18 protein-coding genes are annotated in these 16157 nt (G+C 67.6%); 9 read left to right on the forward strand and 9 right to left on the reverse strand.

From position 1 onward, the window contains the following. Nucleotides 1-12 precede the first annotated feature (12 nt). From WG901_RS10600 to WG901_RS10620, 5 genes are all read left to right on the forward strand, one after another. The gene (locus WG901_RS10600; RefSeq protein WP_339587037.1) at nt 13-327 is read left to right on the forward strand and encodes an RNA-binding S4 domain-containing protein; all 315 of its coding nucleotides are present in this window, start codon (nt 13-15) and stop codon (nt 325-327) included. Then, complete coding sequence (fdxA, locus tag WG901_RS10605) at nt 324-662, forward strand: ferredoxin FdxA (RefSeq protein ID WP_339587038.1); 339 nt, start codon at nt 324-326, stop codon at nt 660-662. The genes WG901_RS10600 and fdxA overlap by 4 nt, the downstream gene beginning before the upstream one ends. 291 nt (nt 663-953) lie before the next feature. Continuing rightward, entirely contained in the window at nt 954-1484 is a 531-nt protein-coding gene (locus tag WG901_RS10610) for a CarD family transcriptional regulator (RefSeq protein ID WP_339587039.1), read from the forward strand. Nucleotides 1485-1637: 153 nt separating this feature from the next. After that, nucleotides 1638-1958 carry a hypothetical protein gene (locus WG901_RS10615; RefSeq protein ID WP_339587040.1) on the forward strand — a complete coding sequence of 107 codons (321 nt, stop codon included), beginning with the start codon at nt 1638-1640 and terminating at the stop codon, nt 1956-1958. Between the two features lie 35 nt (nt 1959-1993). Next, on the forward strand, nt 1994-2380 hold the full coding sequence (locus WG901_RS10620) for a hypothetical protein (protein WP_339587041.1): 387 nt from the start codon (nt 1994-1996) through the stop codon (nt 2378-2380). On the opposite strand, the gene WG901_RS10625 is transcribed toward WG901_RS10620, so the two are convergent. Next, the gene (locus WG901_RS10625; protein WP_339587042.1) at nt 2377-3348 is read right to left on the reverse strand and encodes an L-threonylcarbamoyladenylate synthase; all 972 of its coding nucleotides are present in this window, start codon (nt 3346-3348) and stop codon (nt 2377-2379) included. The two genes, WG901_RS10620 and WG901_RS10625, sit on opposite strands and share 4 nt — an antisense overlap. 86 nt (nt 3349-3434) lie before the next feature. On the opposite strand from WG901_RS10625, the gene WG901_RS10630 reads away from it, so the two are divergent. Together WG901_RS10630 and WG901_RS10635 are read left to right on the forward strand one after the other, a co-directional pair. Then, a complete protein-coding gene (locus WG901_RS10630) occupies nt 3435-5177 on the forward strand; it encodes an acyl-CoA dehydrogenase (protein ID WP_339587043.1) in 1743 nt (580 codons plus the stop codon). Further along, entirely contained in the window at nt 5174-6004 is an 831-nt protein-coding gene (locus WG901_RS10635; protein ID WP_339587044.1) for a DUF815 domain-containing protein, read from the forward strand. Before WG901_RS10630 ends, WG901_RS10635 begins: the two co-directional genes overlap by 4 nt. A gap of 36 nt (nt 6005-6040) precedes the next feature. Here WG901_RS10635 and WG901_RS10640 read toward each other — a convergent pair whose 3' ends face one another. The 7 genes from WG901_RS10640 to WG901_RS10670 all read right to left on the reverse strand — a co-directional run bounded on the left by WG901_RS10640 (nt 6041) and on the right by WG901_RS10670 (nt 13569). After that, complete coding sequence (locus WG901_RS10640) at nt 6041-7507, reverse strand: PQQ-dependent sugar dehydrogenase (protein ID WP_339587045.1); 1467 nt, start codon at nt 7505-7507, stop codon at nt 6041-6043. Nucleotides 7508-7718: 211 nt separating this feature from the next. Continuing rightward, complete coding sequence (locus tag WG901_RS10645) at nt 7719-8687, reverse strand: ParB/RepB/Spo0J family partition protein (RefSeq protein WP_339587046.1); 969 nt, start codon at nt 8685-8687, stop codon at nt 7719-7721. After that, the gene (locus tag WG901_RS10650) at nt 8684-9460 is read right to left on the reverse strand and encodes a ParA family protein (protein WP_339587047.1); all 777 of its coding nucleotides are present in this window, start codon (nt 9458-9460) and stop codon (nt 8684-8686) included. Before WG901_RS10650 ends, WG901_RS10645 begins: the two co-directional genes overlap by 4 nt. Continuing rightward, a complete protein-coding gene (gene rsmG, locus WG901_RS10655; protein ID WP_339587048.1) occupies nt 9457-10110 on the reverse strand; it encodes a 16S rRNA (guanine(527)-N(7))-methyltransferase RsmG in 654 nt (217 codons plus the stop codon). The genes WG901_RS10650 and rsmG overlap by 4 nt, the downstream gene beginning before the upstream one ends. Then, complete coding sequence (gene mnmG / locus WG901_RS10660) at nt 10107-11954, reverse strand: tRNA uridine-5-carboxymethylaminomethyl(34) synthesis enzyme MnmG (RefSeq protein WP_339587049.1); 1848 nt, start codon at nt 11952-11954, stop codon at nt 10107-10109. The genes rsmG and mnmG overlap by 4 nt, the downstream gene beginning before the upstream one ends. 77 nt (nt 11955-12031) lie before the next feature. Beyond that, nucleotides 12032-13306 (reverse strand): tRNA uridine-5-carboxymethylaminomethyl(34) synthesis GTPase MnmE, encoded by a 1275-nt coding sequence (mnmE, locus tag WG901_RS10665; RefSeq protein ID WP_339587050.1) that lies wholly within the window; start codon nt 13304-13306, stop codon nt 12032-12034. 26 nt (nt 13307-13332) lie between these two features. Next, complete coding sequence (locus WG901_RS10670; protein WP_339587051.1) at nt 13333-13569, reverse strand: DUF6489 family protein; 237 nt, start codon at nt 13567-13569, stop codon at nt 13333-13335. A gap of 109 nt (nt 13570-13678) precedes the next feature. Here WG901_RS10670 and WG901_RS10675 point away from each other — a divergent pair, with 109 nt between their 5' ends. Together WG901_RS10675 and WG901_RS10680 are read left to right on the forward strand one after the other, a co-directional pair. After that, nucleotides 13679-14377, forward strand: coding sequence for a dienelactone hydrolase family protein (locus WG901_RS10675; RefSeq protein WP_339587052.1), 699 nt, complete (start codon nt 13679-13681; stop codon nt 14375-14377). 21 nt (nt 14378-14398) lie between these two features. Beyond that, nucleotides 14399-15346 carry a quinone oxidoreductase family protein gene (locus tag WG901_RS10680; protein ID WP_339587701.1) on the forward strand — a complete coding sequence of 316 codons (948 nt, stop codon included), beginning with the start codon at nt 14399-14401 and terminating at the stop codon, nt 15344-15346. A gap of 75 nt (nt 15347-15421) precedes the next feature. Here the strand turns inward: WG901_RS10680 and WG901_RS10685 are convergent, their stop codons facing one another. Further along, nucleotides 15422-16150 carry a YjbE family putative metal transport protein gene (locus tag WG901_RS10685; RefSeq protein ID WP_339587053.1) on the reverse strand — a complete coding sequence of 243 codons (729 nt, stop codon included), beginning with the start codon at nt 16148-16150 and terminating at the stop codon, nt 15422-15424. Nucleotides 16151-16157 lie beyond the last annotated feature (7 nt).

Genomic DNA, 16157 nt, shown 5'->3' on the forward strand with positions numbered 1-16157 from the left:
GCTCGAATCGCCATGCGGATCGACAAGCTGCTCTGGTACCTCCGGCTCGCCAAGAGCCGCAGTCTGGCCCAGGCGCTGGCCGAAGAGGGCCATATCCGCCTCAACTCGCGCCGGATCGATCGCGCACACCAGAAGGTCGCGCCCGGCGACGTGCTGACCCTGCCGCTCGGTCTGCGCGTTCGCGTGATCGAATTGCTGGTGTTGCCCACGCGCCGCGGCCCGGCTCCAGAGGCGCAGAGCTGCTACCGCGTGCTTGACGAGGGCGGCGATTTCCCCTTAGCAGCGCCGAATCGTTCCGACGCTGCCACAGAGGATCTGCAGCCATGACCTATGTCGTCACCGACCAGTGCATTCGCTGCAAGTATATGGATTGCGTAGAAGTTTGCCCGGTCGACTGCTTCTATGAAGGCGAGAACATGCTCGTCATCAACCCCAGCGAATGCATCGACTGCGGCGTCTGCGAGCCAGAGTGCCCGGCCGAGGCGATCCTGCCCGACACCGAGAGCGGTCTCGAGCAGTGGATGGAGCTCAACGCCAAGTATTCGGCGGAATGGCCCAACCTGACCTCGAAGAAGGAAACCCCGCCCGACGCCGACGAGTTCAAGGGCGTCGAGAACAAGTTCGACAACCTGTTCTCGCCTGAGCCCGGCGAAGGCGACTGATCGCAATCTGATCGTGCGGCACCGGCATGCCCCGGTGCCCGTTCCGCTGTGAACAATCGAGGCGGGAATCCAGCAGGATTCTCGCCTCTGGCAATTTTGTTACAGAGCTGCTATATAGACCACCGACTGCCGGGGCTATCCGTCCGCAGACGGCAGCTGGCATCACGAAAGGCAGGGTCGCAAACAGATCGGTTGATGGGCCTCATCGGACCGTGCGAAGTGATTCGCCGGTCTTTCTCCATCTCCGATCCTTACGCCGTTCCAGGCGCCCTGCAGGCGAAAGGACTATACATGGCAGCCAAGGCTGACGCCTTCGACGTTGGTGATTACGTTGTTTACCCGAAGCACGGTGTGGGCCGGGTCATCGAACTGCAAAAGCAGGAAATCGCCGGGATGCAGCTCGAGCTCTACGTGCTTCGCTTTGAAAAGGAACGGATGACGCTGCGCGTTCCGGTCAACAAGGTCGAAGCCATCGGCATGCGCAAGCTGTCCTCGGACAAGACTCTGCGCGAGGCGCTCGACACGCTGAAGGGTAAGCCCAAGGTCAAGCGTACCATGTGGTCTCGTCGCGCCCAGGAATACGAAGCCAAGATCAATTCGGGCGATCTCGTCTCGATCGCCGAGGTCACGCGCGACCTGTTCCGCGCCGACGACCAGCCCGAGCAATCCTATTCGGAACGCCAGATCTTCGAAGCCGCCTCGTCGCGTCTCGCACGCGAGCTGGCCGCCATGGAGAAGACCGACGAACCGGCAGCGCTCAAGAAGATCCTCGCGATCCTCAACGAATATGCGCCCAAGTATTACGAGGCTGCACCGGCCTGAGCCGATCGCGCCGCGTTCCGATCTTTCGGGATCACCAAGGGGGCCGTTCCGCAAGGAGCGGCCCTTCTTCTTTGTCGGCGCTCCGCTTCATAAGGGCCTCCACTGGCCGCAAATTCATGGGACGGTAAGCCCTGAGCGCCTATGGAAGGCGCCATGTACCGCACCCCTCGCCTCGCGCTGACCGCGCTCGCCGCTTCGCTGCTCCTGTCGGGCTGCATCGCCAGCACCGCCGCGAGCCTCGTCACCGCGCCGGTGCGCATGGCCGGCAAGGGCGTCGACATGATGACCACCAGCCAGTCCGAAGCCGACGAGAAGCGCGGACGCAACATGCGCAAGCAGGAGGAGCGGCTCGGCAAGCTCCAGCGCAATTACGAGCGCCACAACCGCGACTGCATGGACGGCGATCGCGAGGCCTGCGAACAGGCCCGGCTCGACTACGGCGAAATCCAGAACCTGCGCGCCAATTGGCCCTGAGGCCTCCCAGGAATCGAAATCGGGAATTGATGCCCATGCCCCGCCTGACGCACGTCGCTGCCATCGCGCTGGTGCTCGCGCTGTCGGCCTGCGGCAACAAATCCTCGCGCCAGGATCTCGAGGCGAAGATTTCCGAGCTCGAGGACGAGAACGACCTCCTCAAGCAGCAGCTCGCCGACGCGCGCCTTCAGGCCGAGGAAGCAATGGTCGCCGCCGAGCGCGCCAAGGGCCCGACGCCTGCCTTCGCGCCACCAATGATCCCGCTCGCACCCGATGTTCCGGCGGACCTGCTGGTCGACAGTCGCGAAGAGGGCGAAGAGGCTTCCGATCCGGCGCCGCGCCGGGCCGGGTCGAACGCCGGTGCGGCTGCCGCTGCCGCCGCCGAAGCCGCAGAGACCGCGCGCCAGGCGCTGGGCAACTAGGCCGCCGCGCGCCGCAATCGATCGTTGATCGCCAGGCCGATGCCGTCGTCGGGAATCGGCGCGACCGCGATGCGCGGCTGTGCCGCCGCGGCCGCCTGGTGCAGCGCCGCATAGAGCAGTGCCGCGGCCTCGGCGAGATCGCCTTCGGCCGACAGCGTGACGTCACCGCCCACCGCGCCGAAACCGATATGGAACTCGTCGGCCGCCGCTGCCGCCGCCCCGAGCCGCACCGGCTTGCCCGGCGCATAGTGGCTGGCGAGCTGGCCCGGTGCCTCGATGCCCGTCCCAGAAGCCGACAGCGTGACGTCACTCGGCGGTCCGAGCAGCGCGGAAATCTGCGCCTGTGCGATGGGTCCCGGCCGCAGCGCCTGCCAGCCGCCGTCGCCGCGCAGCGCGACGATCGTAGACTCGATGCCCGCCTCGCAGGCGCCGCCGTCGATCACGAGATCGACCTTCCCCGCCAGCGACGCCGCGACGTGCTCGGCGCGTGTCGGGCTCACCGCGCCGCTGCGGTTCGCCGAAGGCGCCGCCAGCGGCAGGCCCGCCGCAGCCAGCACCGCGCGCATGATCGGATGCGCGGGACAGCGCAGCGCCACCGTGGCCAGGCCCGCCGTGACGGCGGCCGCGAGCGGCGCCTCGGCACGCCTGGGCAGGACCAGGGTCAGCGGCCCCGGCCAGAAGGCCTCGGCCAGTCGCTGGGCGCGTTCGTCGAGCACGGCGAGGCGCTCGGCCTCGGCCAGGTCCAGAACGTGGACGATCAGCGGATTGAAATCGGGGCGCCCCTTCGCGCGGTAGATCGCCGCCACGGCCCGATCGCTATCGGCGCGCGCGGCGAGGCCGTAGACGGTCTCGGTCGGCAGCGCCACGAGCCCGCCGGCGCGCAGCGCTTCGGCGGCGCTGGCGATCCCCGCGGCGTCGGCCTGTCGAATCGGGGTTGGGCGGATCGAGGCTTGGCTGTTGCCCGTCATGGCTCGCCGCTATAGGCCTTGGCCCCCTAAAGCCAAGAAAAAGGCTTTGAGCCAAGAAAAAGGCACGCAGCCGAGGACAAGCCGAGATGGATTTCACGCCCCCCACCCCTGACCAGATCTTCGCGCTCAAGGTCAACGCCGGTATCGTCGAGCTCGCCGCGCACGACCGCTTCGCGGCCGCCAGTCCCGACATGGTCGAAGCGATCGCCGAGGGCATCGGCCAGTTCGCCCAAGGCGAATGGGCCCCGCTGAGCCGCGTCGGCGATATAGAGGGCGCAAAGCTCGAGAACGGTTTGGTCAGGCTGCCCGCGGGCTATGCCGAGGCCTACAAGGGCTTCGTCGCCGCCGGTTGGGGCGCGGTCTCGGCGCCCGAGGCCTTCGGCGGCCAGGGCCTGCCCTATGCCCTCGCCTGCTGCACGCTCGAGACGCTGGGCGCCGCCAACTTCGCCTTTACCCTGCTGCCGATGCTCACCGTCGGCGCGATCGAGGCGATCGACCATCACGGCAGCGCCGATCAGAAAACGCTCTACCTGCCCAAGCTGATCAGCGGCGAATGGTCGGGCACGATGAACCTGACCGAACCGCAGGCCGGCAGCGACGTCGGCGCTCTGCGCACGACCGCGACGCCGATCACCGAGGGCGAACACGCCGGCAAGTACAAGATCAAGGGCACCAAGATCTTCATTACTTACGGCGAGCACGAGCTGGCCGACAACATCGTTCATCTCGTTCTCGCGCGCGTGCCCGGCGCGCCCGACGGCTCGCGCGGCATCTCGCTGTTCCTGGTCCCCAAGTACCTGCCCAAGGACGACGGCACGCCCGGGCCTCGCAACGATCTCAAGGTGGTCGGCCTCGAGCACAAGATGGGCATCCACGCCTCGCCGACCTGCGTGATGAGCTACGGCGACAACGACGACTGCCTCGGCGAGATCGTCGGCGCCGAGAACGGTGGCCTGCGCGCCATGTTCACGATGATGAATTCGGCGCGGATCAACGTCGGCAGCCAGGGCGTGCAGGTGGCCGAGGCCGCGACCCAGCGCGCGATGGCCTATGCCCGCGATCGCGTGCAGTCGGCGCGCGCCGGCTCGCCCGACAAGACCCCCGTGGCGATCATCGAGCACCCCGACGTGCGGCGCATGCTGCTGCGCATGCGCGCCTTGACCGAAGCCGCCCGCGCGTTGCTCTACTATACCGCCGGCCAGGTCGATCGCGGCAGCCTCGGCGATGCCTCCGCCCAGGCGCGCGCCGAACTGCTAGTGCCGCTGATCAAGAGCTGGGGCACCGACATCGGCTGTGAGGTCGCCTCGATCGGCGTCCAGGTCCACGGCGGCATGGGCTTCATCGAAGAGACCGGCGCCGCGCAGCACTATCGCGACGCGCGCATCACGCCGATCTACGAGGGCACCAACGGCATCCAGGCGGCAGACCTCGTCACGCGCAAGCTCGGCCTCGACAACGGCGAGGTGCTGGCCGCGCTGATGGCCGAGATCGCCCGCGAGTCCGGTGACGTCACGACGCTGGCGGAACTCGCCCGGGCCTGCGCCACCGTCGGCAGATGGATGGCCGGTGAAGCCAGCCTCGACGACAGGCTCGCCGGCTCGGTGCCGTTCCAGACGATGTGCGCGGTGGCGGTAGCCGGCTGGCAGTTGTTGCGCCAGAGCCGCGCGGCGGCCGCCGAGGGGACCCCGGGCCCGATCGCGCGCAGCAAGCCTGTGATCGCCCGCTACTTCCTCTCGCGCATTGTTCCCGAAGCGCTCGGGCTCCAGGCCGGCGCAACGGCCGGTGCAGCCCTGCTCTATGAACTCGATACCGAAAGCCTGATGGCATGATCCTCGACCAGGGCGAGCCACTCGCCCGTATCGCCGAAGCGCTAGAACGCCTGGTGCCCCCTGCTCCGCCGACGACCGACTGGCTCGTCCATCCCGCCTATGTCTGGGATCGTGACGGCGCACGCCCGGTCACGCAGATTCACGCCCCTGCGCTCGCGCTGCTGCTGGGGATCGATGCGCAGAAGGAAACTGTGACGGCCAACGTCGCGCGTCTCGCCGCCGGGCACGCCGCGCACGACATGCTGCTCTGGGGCTCGCGCGGAATGGGCAAGTCGGCGCTGATCCGCGCAAGTGTCGTCGCCGCCCAAACCGCCCATCCGGGGAGCATCGCGCTGGTCCAGGTCGCGCAGGACGCGATGGCGGGCATCGCCGGCCTGTTCACCGGCCTCGGCAGGATCGACCGCCGCTTTCTCGTCTACATCGACGATCTCGGCTTTGAGGAGGGCGACGGCAGCGGCCCGCGCCTGCTGCGCTCGTGGCTCGAAGGCGGGGTCGAGGCCCGCCCGGGCAACGTGCGCCTGGCCGTGACGTCAAACCGCCGGGCGATCTTGCCACGCCACGCCAGCGAGCAGGATGATCCGATCAATCCACGCGATGCGGTCGACGACAAGCTCGCCCTGGCCGACCGCTTCGGCCTCTCCGTCGGCTTCCACAACTGCAGCCAGGACGACTATCTCGCGATCATCGCCGGCTATGCCGCGCATTTCGGGCTCGAATTCGAGGCCGCCGACGCGCTCGAATGGTCGCGCCGCCGCGGCCAGCGCTCGGGCCGCGTCGCCTGGCACTATGTCACCGAACTGGCAGGGCGCGCGGGCACGGCGATCTAATCATCCTCCCCGGTACGGGGAGGATTTCATCGGCCCCTACTTCTGCTCCATCGTGTTCTCCGCCTCGCCCAGCTTCGCTTCGAACTGCGCCTGGGGATCGCTGAGCCCCTTCTGCACGGGCATCGGCGCGGTCACCACCGCCTTGGGCGCAACAGAAGGCGTCGCCCCGGGCGCAACCACGCGCCAGATCACGCCCGCGGTGTCGTCGCTGACCAGCAGCCCGCCGGGCTTGTCCCAGGCCAGCCAGACCGGGCGGCCGTGGGTCTTGCCGTCGCCTGTGAGGAAATCGGTCAGCACGGGCAGCGGCTTGCCCAGCGGATTACCGTTGGCGTCGAACTTGACGAATACCACGTCGTAACCGGCGAGAGGCTTGCGGTTCCACGAACCGTGACGCGCGATGAAGGCACCGTTGCCGTAGGCCGGGCCCATAACGTTGCCGCCGGTCGAGAACAGCAGGCCGAGCGACGCCGTGTGCGCACCCAGCGCGAACTCGGGCTTGCGCGTATACTCGGTCAGATAGTCGGGCATCGGATCCTTGACGCGCCAGTCGATCACATCCTTCCAGTAGACCCAGGGCCAGCCATACTGCGCGCCCACCGGCACGTTGGTCAGATAATCTGGCACCAGATCGGGGCCGAGCTGGTCGCGCTCGTTGACCGTGGTCCAGAGTTCGCCGGTTGAGGGGTTCCAGGCCAGGCCGTTGGGATTGCGCAGGCCCGCGGCGTACTGCCGGCGGCTGCCGCTGGCGAGATCGATCTCCCAGATCGCCGCGCGGCCGGTCTCGACGGCCATGCCGTTCTCGCCGATGTTCGATGCCGAACCGACGGCGACGTAGAGCTTCTTGCCGTCCTCGCTGACCAGCAGGTTGCGCATCCAGTGGTTGCCGCCCGCGGGCAGGTCCATCAGCTTCTTCGGCGCGCCCGTCAGCGCAGTCGCGCCGGGGGTGAAGTCGAAGGACAGCACGGCGTTGTGATTGGCGACGTAGAACTTGCCCGCTGCCCAAGCCATGCCCGAGGGCGAGGCCAGATCCTTCTCGCGGAACACAGAGCGCGTCTCGGCCTTGCCGTCGCCATCGGCGTCGCGCAGCAGGACGATCTTGTTCGGCGAGGGATCGCCGGCGCCGACCTTGCCCATGAACAGCTTCATGAACCAGCCGGTGATGCCCCCGCCCTCGCGCGGCGGGCTGTTGGTCTCGGCCACGAGCACGTCGCCGTTGGGCAGCGTGAAGAGCGTGCGCGGATGGTCGAGCCCTTCGGCAAAGCGCGCGACGGCCAGGCCCGGCGCCGGCTGGGGTGCCTCGTTGGCCTTCCAGCCCACCGTCTCGGCCAGCCCGACGCTAGGAATGCGCTCGGCTTCGGCTTCGACGAGAAGCGGATCTTTGCCCGTGGTCGCGTCGCTCGGACGGTTCGACGGATTGCCGTGCTGGATCCAGAGGAACAGGCCCAGGAGGACGACGAAGATCACGCCGAGCGTGATGAGCGGCTTGCGCAGACGAGGGTTCATGCGGGAAGAAATAGAGCCCGCGCGATCAGGTTGCGAGCGGAAAGATTGGCTTGTCATCCTCCCCGGTACGGGGAGGGGGACCGCGAGCGGAGATCGTGGTGGAGGGGGCTCTCCGCGAGCACCATAGTCAGCCGATAGCCCCCTCCGTCACGCGCTACACGCGCGCCACCTCCCCGTATCGGGGAGGATTAATGTATTTAATATCAATATCTTAAATCCCACCACCGGTCAGCCGCTGGCAGATCAGATCGAGCTGGTCGAGCGTGCGATAGCGGATCGTCACCGCGCCCGAGCGTGGATCGGCATCGGCGAGGATCTTGACCGGCAGGCCAAGGAACTCCTCGAGATGGCCCTGGACCGCGGCGATATCGGCGTCGTCGGCCGAGCTGCGTTCGGCGCGCGCAGTGCGCGGTGCGCTCGGCGGGGTGTCACCGCGCGTCTGCCTGCGCACGATCTTCTCGACCTCGCGCACCGACAGCTGCTTGTCGACGGCGTCCTTGGCGAGACTTTCGCAGCCTTCGGCGCCGATCAACGCACGCGCGTGGCCCATCGACAGCTTGCCCTGCTCGACCAGCGACATCACGCTTTCGGGCAGCAGCAGCAGGCGCTGGATATTGGCGACGTGGCTGCGGCTCTTGTCGACCATCCGCGCGATCTCGGCCTGGGTCAGGCTTTCGTGCTCGGCGAGACGGTGATAGGCGCGCGCTTCCTCGATCGGATTGAGATCCTCGCGCTGGAGGTTCTCGATCAGCGCCAGCGCCATGACCTCGCGCTCGGACAGCTCGCGGACGATCGCCGGAATTTCGTGCAGTTGTGCCTTCTGCGCCGCGCGCCAGCGACGCTCGCCGGCGACGAGCTGATAGCCGCCGCCGCTCAGAGGACGAACGATGACGGGCTGAATCACGCCGCGCTGCGCGATCGACGCGGCGAGCTCGTCGAGCGCAGCCTCGTCGAAATGCCGGCGCGGCTGCTCGGGATGCGGCTCGATGTCCGATACGGCCAAGGTCGCAAGACCGCTCTTCACTGGCGTCGCCGTGCCACCTTCGCCACGCGCCGCAGCAGCGACGGGTTCCTCGCGTCGCGTCTCGCCCATCAGCGCGCCGAGGCCGCGACCGAGCGCCGGCGGCTTACGCTTGGCTGCCGGCGGCGCCGATATGCGGACGACGGGATCTTCGCTCATGCGGCCTTCCTCTGTTCGGGCAGTCGGGCGATCAGCTCGCGGGCCAGCGCCATATAGGCGCGGCTGCCCGCGCAGGCGTGATCGTAGACCAGCGCGGGGAGACCGTGGCTCGGCGCTTCGGACAGGCGCACATTGCGCGGGATCGTCGAATCGAACACGAGCGCACCCAGGCAAGAACGCACATCGTCGGCAACCTGGTCGGTCAGGCGGTTGCGGCGATCGAACATGGTCAGCGCGACGCCAATAATGCCGAGCTCGGGATTGAAGCGCTGCTGTACGCGCTCGACCGTCTGGAGCAGCTGGCTCAGGCCTTCGAGCGCGAAGAATTCGCACTGCAGCGGCACGAGCAGGGTATCGGCGGCGGTCAGCGCGTTGAGCGTGAGCAGACCGAGCGACGGCGGGCAATCGATGAAGGCGATGTCGTAGCCGTTTTCGCGTGCGAGCGCATTGCGCAGGCGATCGGTGCGGTTCTCGACCGCCACGAGCTCGACCTCGGCGCCCGAGAGATCGACCGTCGCGGGCAGGATGTCGAGCCCGGGGATCGCGGTCGGCATGACACATTCGGCCACGGTCGCCTCGTCGACGAGAAGGTCGTAAGACGAGCGCAGCCGGTCGGCCGCGGCGATGCCTATTCCGGTCGAGGCGTTGCCTTGCGGATCGAGATCGATCAGCAAGGTCTTCCAACCCGTCGCGGCCATGGCCGTGGCGATGTTGATCGCGGTGGTGGTCTTGCCCACCCCGCCCTTCTGATTGGCGATGGCTACGCGAATCACGAAGCTTTTCCCTTCCGAACCGGCTTGGCCGATCCCTGCAATGTCCCGGTGATAACGCCGGCTTCGATATCGGTCAGCGATTGTTCCACGTGGAACGTGTGGTGCCATCCGCGAAGCATCTGCAATTCTTGCTTCGCCGACCGCCCCTTGGGCAACAGCCAGATGGTGTCGCTTGTGGAAAATCGTGCGGATAGTTCCAGCAATCGGTCCAGTGGCGCGAAGGCCCGGGCCGATATGATGGCGGCGTTTCGGCTTGGCACATCCTGGAGGCGCGCGCCGTGCACTTTGACATGCGGCAATCGCAAATCGTGCGCAGCGCGTTCGAGCCACTCGATCCGGCGCTTGCGCGATTCGACGAGCCGCACTTCGCAATCAGGACGCAGTGTCGCGATCACAAGGCCGGGGAAGCCTGCGCCGGTGCCCAGATCGAGCCATGGCGATGTTCCACGTGGAACGTGGGCAAGCAGCTGCGCACTATCGACGATATGTCGGCGCCAAACCTCGCCCAGACTCGCGGCCGAAACGAGATTCTGCCGCTGGTTCTCTTCTCTGAGCAATTCGACCAGCCGTTCGAGCCGAAGCATAGCCGCATCGTCGCAGTCGGGAAGTTCGCGCAGCCAGTCTCGGGCCTGCGCCTCGGTCTCGATCATGCGGCAAGCCTGCGGGCATGGACGAGTAGGGCGGCCAGGGCAGCGGGTGTGATTCCCGCCACGCGTCCCGCTGCGGCGAGAGTCGCGGGCTGCGCCTTGGAAAGACGCTCCACCATCTCGCGCGACAGACCCGGTATGGCGGAATAGGGGAACGAATCGCCGAGCGGTAGCGCCTCGCTCGCACGCAGTTCGCGGAGCTCGCTTTCCTGGCGCGCGAGGTAGGGCGCATAGGCTGCGTCTTCGGTAACCTCTTCTGCAAGCGCGGTATCGGCGAGGTTGGCATCGTCGATCCATGGTGACAGACCCGCGAGATCGATGCCGTCGAAACGCAGCCAGTCGCGCAGCGACGAACGTCCGGCGTCCGCTTTCACCGGCAAGCCTTCAGCCGAGAGCACAGCGCCGGTCACCTCGCGATCGAGTTCGGCCGAGAGCCGCGCCCTCGCCTCTTCACGGCGGGCGAACCAATCCTTCCTTTCGGGTCCGGCGCAACCAGCCGCGATCGCCAGAGGCGTCAGCCGAGTGCCGGCGTTGTTGGCGCGTAGACGCAGGCGATATTCGGCGCGCGCGGTGAGCATGCGATAGGGCTCGCTCACGCCCTGGAGTGTAAGGTCGTCGATCATCACCGCCATATAGGAATTGGCGCGATCGAGCGCGGCGGGTTCGCGACCGAGCACCTTCGCCGCGGCGTTCATCCCGGCGACGAGACCCTGGGCGGCGGCCTCTTCGTAACCCGTCGTGCCGTTGATCTGCCCGGCACAGTAGAGCCCGGGGATAGCGCGCAGCTCGAGACTGTGCCGCAGCGCGCGCGGATCGATGTGATCGTATTCGACGGCATAGCCGGGCACGACCATATCGACCGCCTCAAGCCCCTCCATCGTCCGCAGCATCGCCAGCTGGACGTCGGCGGGCAGCGAGGTGCTGATGCCGTTCGGATAGACCAGCGGCGTGTCGAGGCCTTCGGGTTCGAGGAAAATCTGATGGCCGTCGCGATCGGCGAAGCGGTGAATCTTGTCCTCGATCGACGGGCAATAGCGCGGACCCGAAGCGCCGATCGCGCCGCTGAACAACGGCGAGCGATGAAGGTTGTCGCGGATCACCTGGTGGCTCGCTTCGTTGGTGCGCGTGATCGCGCAGAACACCTGCGGATTGATCCGCCCTGCCCCGAGCGGCGACATCGTCCAGGGTTCGACATCGGACAGCTGTTCGTCGAGCCGCGCCCAGTCGATCGTCCGCCCATCGAGCCGCGGCGGCGTGCCCGTCTTGAGCCGCGCCATCGGCAAATCCGCAGCGCGCAACTGCGCGGCGAGAACCTGGGCCGAGGCTTCGCCGATACGCCCGCCGGTCATCCGCTCCTCGCCGCGGAACAAGGTCCCGCCGAGGAAGGTGCCGGTGCAGAGCACGACCGCGGGCGCACTCAGTTCGGTGCCATCGGCCAGGCGCAGGCCGGCGACGCGCGCGCCGGTTAGAACGAGTTCGGCGGCTTCGCCCGCGATCAAGGTCAGATCGCCCTGTGCACGGATCAGCGTGTGGATGGCCGCCTTGAAGCGCTTGCGGTCGGCCTGGACGCGCGGGCCCTGGACGGCGCTCCCCTTCGAGCGGTTGAGCATGCGATAGTGGATCGCGCCGGCATCGGCAGCGCGCGCGAGCAGCCCGTCGAAGGCATCGACCTCGCGCACGAGGTGACCCTTGCCGAGCCCGCCGATCGCCGGGTTGCAGCTCATCGCGCCGATTGCCTCGAGATCGAACGAGACCAGCGCCGCGCGCGCGCCCATGCGCGCGGCGACCGCCGCCGCCTCCACGCCGGCATGGCCGCCGCCGATCACGATGACATCGAAGCTCTGCATGGCCTGCCCTTACCCGAGCCGCGGACTCGGGTCAAAGCCCGTGCGTGTCAGACATGTTCCACGTGGAACAGATCGTCTCACTTGCCGATGCAAAAGCGCCCAAACAGCGCATCGAGCATGTCCTCGGTGGTGGCGCGGCCGATCATCGCATCGAAGGCCAGTCGCGCGCGGCGGAGATTTTCCGCGACGAGAAGCGGATCCCGGACAGAGCGCGCATCGGCAAGCGCCGCGCGCGCCTGCGCGAGCAAACCATGCTGTCGTCGATTGAGCGCCGCCTCGCCCGGCTTGGGCAGATGGCCCCGCGCCGTGGCGACGAGATCGGCGCGGAGCTCGGGCACACCCTGCCCCGTCACCGCCGACACACGATGCCGCGGCGCCGCCTTGGTCGTGCGATCGGCGCGATCGGCCTGCGGCTCGACCTCCCATGCGGCCTCGGGCCCTCCGCCCTCGTCGCCGAGCCACAGCACTAGGTCGGCCTGGCCGAGTTCATCGCGCGCGCGTTCGACGCCGACCGCTTCGATCGCATCCCCGGCTTCGTCACGCAGCCCGGCCGTGTCGACGAACAGGAACGGCACGCCCGCGATCGCCACAGGCCGCGTCAGAACGTCGCGCGTGGTTCCTGCTTTCGGCGCGGTGATCGCCGCCTCGCTCTCGACGAGCGCGTTGAACAAGGTCGACTTGCCCGCATTCGGCGGGCCGGCGAGCACGACGCGGAACCCCTCGCGCAGCGCTTCGGCGCGCGGACGTTCGAGCCACTCACCGATCTCCCCCTCGAGCGCTTCGAGCCGCGCGGCAAAGTCATCGGGCAGCACCGCGACGTCGTCCTCGTCGGCGAAGTCGAGCACGGCTTCGACCGCCGCCGAGGCCGCCAACACGCGTTCGCGCCAAAGCTCGACCTGGCGGGAGAAAGCACCGCCGGCCATGGCCAGCGCGCTCTTGCGCTGAAGCTCGGTCTCGGCCGCGAGCAGATCGGCGAGGCCTTCGGCTTCGGCGAGATCGATGCGGCCGTGAGCAAAGGCGCGACGGGTGAATTCGCCAGCGGTGGCGCGACGCAGGCCGCAGGCTTCGAGCGCTGTCTCGACCGCGGCGATCACCGCCCGGCCGCCATGGCAATGGAGTTCGACCGTGTCTTCACCGGTCGCGGTTCCGGGCCCCGGCAGCCAGAGCACCAGCGCCTCGTCGAGCACGGCCCCTGCGCGATCGCGCAAGCGACGGAACGCGGCGTGACGTGGCGGGGTCAGCGCGCCCGCGAGCGTGATCAGCGCCTCGCCCGCGCGCGACCCGCTGATCCGGACGACGCCGATGGCCGCGGGCGGCGCGCCACTCGACAGCGCGAAGATCGTATCGGTCATGGCCGGGGCAGCATCACGCGGAGCGGCTATTTCTTCGAGCCGACTCCGCCGGCCGACAGGAACTGCTCGAACAGCTTCATGCCCATCTGCCCCATCGGCGCGAGCTGCTTGGCATATTCCTGCAGCTGCTCGAAGGAGCCGACACCCTGCATCGCTTTCATCGTCGCGTCGACATAGGCCTCATTCGCCTTGCTGACGTCGGGCAGGCCCAGGAACCGCCGCGCTTCCTCGGGCGAGCAATCGATCTCGACATTGACTTTCATGACGCTTCCTCGGGCTTTGCGCGGATGTAGCATGGGTGACACACGCCCTTGGCAAAGTCCATCGCCGGGGCCTAGGAATAGCGACCCCCTACCCCGCAGGAGAGCCCCGATGACGACCAACACGACGCTCCCGACGCTCGACGGCGCCGGCACCATCCCCGCCTATGTCGCCAAGCCGGCAGGCACGCCGCGCGGTGCGATCATCGTCATCCAGGAAATCTTCGGGGTAAATCCCGGTATCGAGAAGAAGGTCGAGGACTGGGCGGCCCAGGGCTATCTCGCCGTGGCGCACGACGTGTTCTGGCGCCAAAAGCCGGGCATCGAACTCGATTCCGACATTCCCGAGCAGTTCCAGGAAGCCGTCGGCTACATGATGAAGCACGACTTCGACCTGGGGATCCAGGACGTCGAAGCCGTGATCCACTGGATTCGTCGCGAACAGGGCGTCGCCAAGGTCGGGCTCGTCGGCTTCTGCATGGGCGGAAAGGTCGCCTACATGGCCGCCGCGCGCACCGATATCGACGCCTCGGTAGGCTACTACGGCGTGGGCATCGACCAGATACTGGGCGAGTCGCACGCGATCGCCAAGGCGCTGCTGCTCCACGTGCCGACGGCCGACGGCTTCGTCTCGCCCGAAGCGCAGAAGGCGATGCATGCAGGCCTCGACAACAATCCGCATGTCACGCTCTACGACTACGAGGGCCTCGATCACGGCTTCGCCGCCGAGCACGGCGTGCGCCGCAACGAAGAGGCCGCGAAGCTCGCGGACAAGCGCACCGCGGACTTCTTCGCGCAGCATCTGGGCTGAGCCGTGACCCAGCCCTGGCGCATGGTGGTCCGCAAGTTCGGCGGGCCTGAAGTGATCGAGCGCGAGGACTTCGACCCGGGCCAGCCCGGTCCGGGCGAAGTGCTGGTGGCGAACGAGGCGATCGGCCTCAACTTCATCGACACCTATTTTCGGACGGGCCTCTACGACGCCCCCTTCCCCATCGCGCTCGGCTCCGAGAGCGTGGGCACGGTGGTCGCGCTGGGCCGCGGGGTAGGCGACTTTGTCGTGGGCGACCGGGTCGGCTCGGTTTCCGCGCCGGGCGCTTATGCCACGCACCGGATCCTGCCCGCCGATCGGATCGTCGCGATCCCTGACGGCATTTCGTCCGAAGATGCGGCGGCGACGATGCTGAAGGGCTTCACCGCCTGCTATCTGGCCGAAGACACGATTTCGCTGCAGCCCGGCCAGGTCGCGCTCGTGCATTCGGCGGCAGGCGGGGTCGGTTCGATTCTCGTTCCCTGGCTGCGCGACAAAGGCGTGGTCGTGATCGCTCACGCCGGCACGCCCGAGAAGGCCGCGAGCGTCGACGCCGATCACAGTCTGACCGGATCGTTCACCGATGTGGTACAGCACGTTCGCAAAATCGTGCCCAATGGGGTAGACGCGGTCTACGACGGCGTTGGCAAGGATTCCTGGGCGGCCTCGCTCGCCTGCCTCAAGCGGCGCGGGCTGATCGCGAGCTATGGCAATGCCTCGGGCGCGGTGCCGCCGGTGAGCCTGCTCGAGCTCATGCGCGGCGGTTCGCTCTATGCCACCCGGCCGACCCTGGCCGACTATATCGCCACCCCTGCCGACCTCGCGCATACGGCACAACGGCTCTTCGACCGCATGCAACGCGGCGTGGTCAAGGCCGTGATCGGCCAGCGTTTCGCCCTCGCCGAGGCCGCGGAATCGCACCGCGCGCTCGAGGCGCGCAAGACGACGGGATCGACGATTTTGCTACCCTGACCTCAGGTCAGAGCGCGAACGAAAAAGGCCGGCGGGGTTTCCCTCGCCGGCCTTTCCGTTTGTTCGAAAACGTCGTTATCCGAAAACGTAGGGCGTCACTTCCGCCCAGCCGTCGATGATCATCTTCACCGCGACGTAGAGAATCACGACAAGACCGATCCAGCCGATCCAGCGATAGCGCTCGATGTACTTGGCGATGATGTTCGCCGCGACGCCCATCAGCGCGACCGCGAAGATCAGCCCGACGATTAGGATGCCCGGATGCTCGCGCGCCGCGCCGGCGACGGCGAGCACATTGTCGAGGCTCATCGAGACGTCGGCGACGGCGACGGCCCAGGCGGCCGAGGCGAAGCTCTTCGACGCGGTCAGGCCCGATTTCTCGTCGCCTTCGATCTCGGGCGAGCCCGGCGACTGTTCGGCGCCGCTATGGCCCTGGATGTCGCGGTACATGCGCCAGGCCACCCAGAGCAGCAGGACGCCGCCCGCAAGGACCAGGCCGACGATGCCGAGCAGCCAGGTCACGGTCAGCGCGAAGATCACGCGCAGCACCAGCGCGGCGAGCACGCCGATGGCGATGACCTTCTTGCGCTGCGAGTCCGGCAGACCCGCCGCCAGCGCGCCGACGACGATCGCGTTGTCGCCGGCCAGGACAATGTCGATCATCAGCACTTGCGCGAAGGCCGCGAGGGCCGTCGGCGTGCCGATGTTGGCGAAGTCCTTGACGATCAGGTCCCAGATGTTGCCGGCCGTGAGATCGGGTGCAGCGGCCGAAGCCGCCGCGGCGAGGAGAGCGAGGTCCATCATGCTCCGC

Origin of the sequence: Novosphingobium anseongense (genome assembly GCF_037482895.1) — a bacterium.
Lineage (GTDB): Bacteria > Pseudomonadota > Alphaproteobacteria > Sphingomonadales > Sphingomonadaceae > Novosphingobium > Novosphingobium anseongense.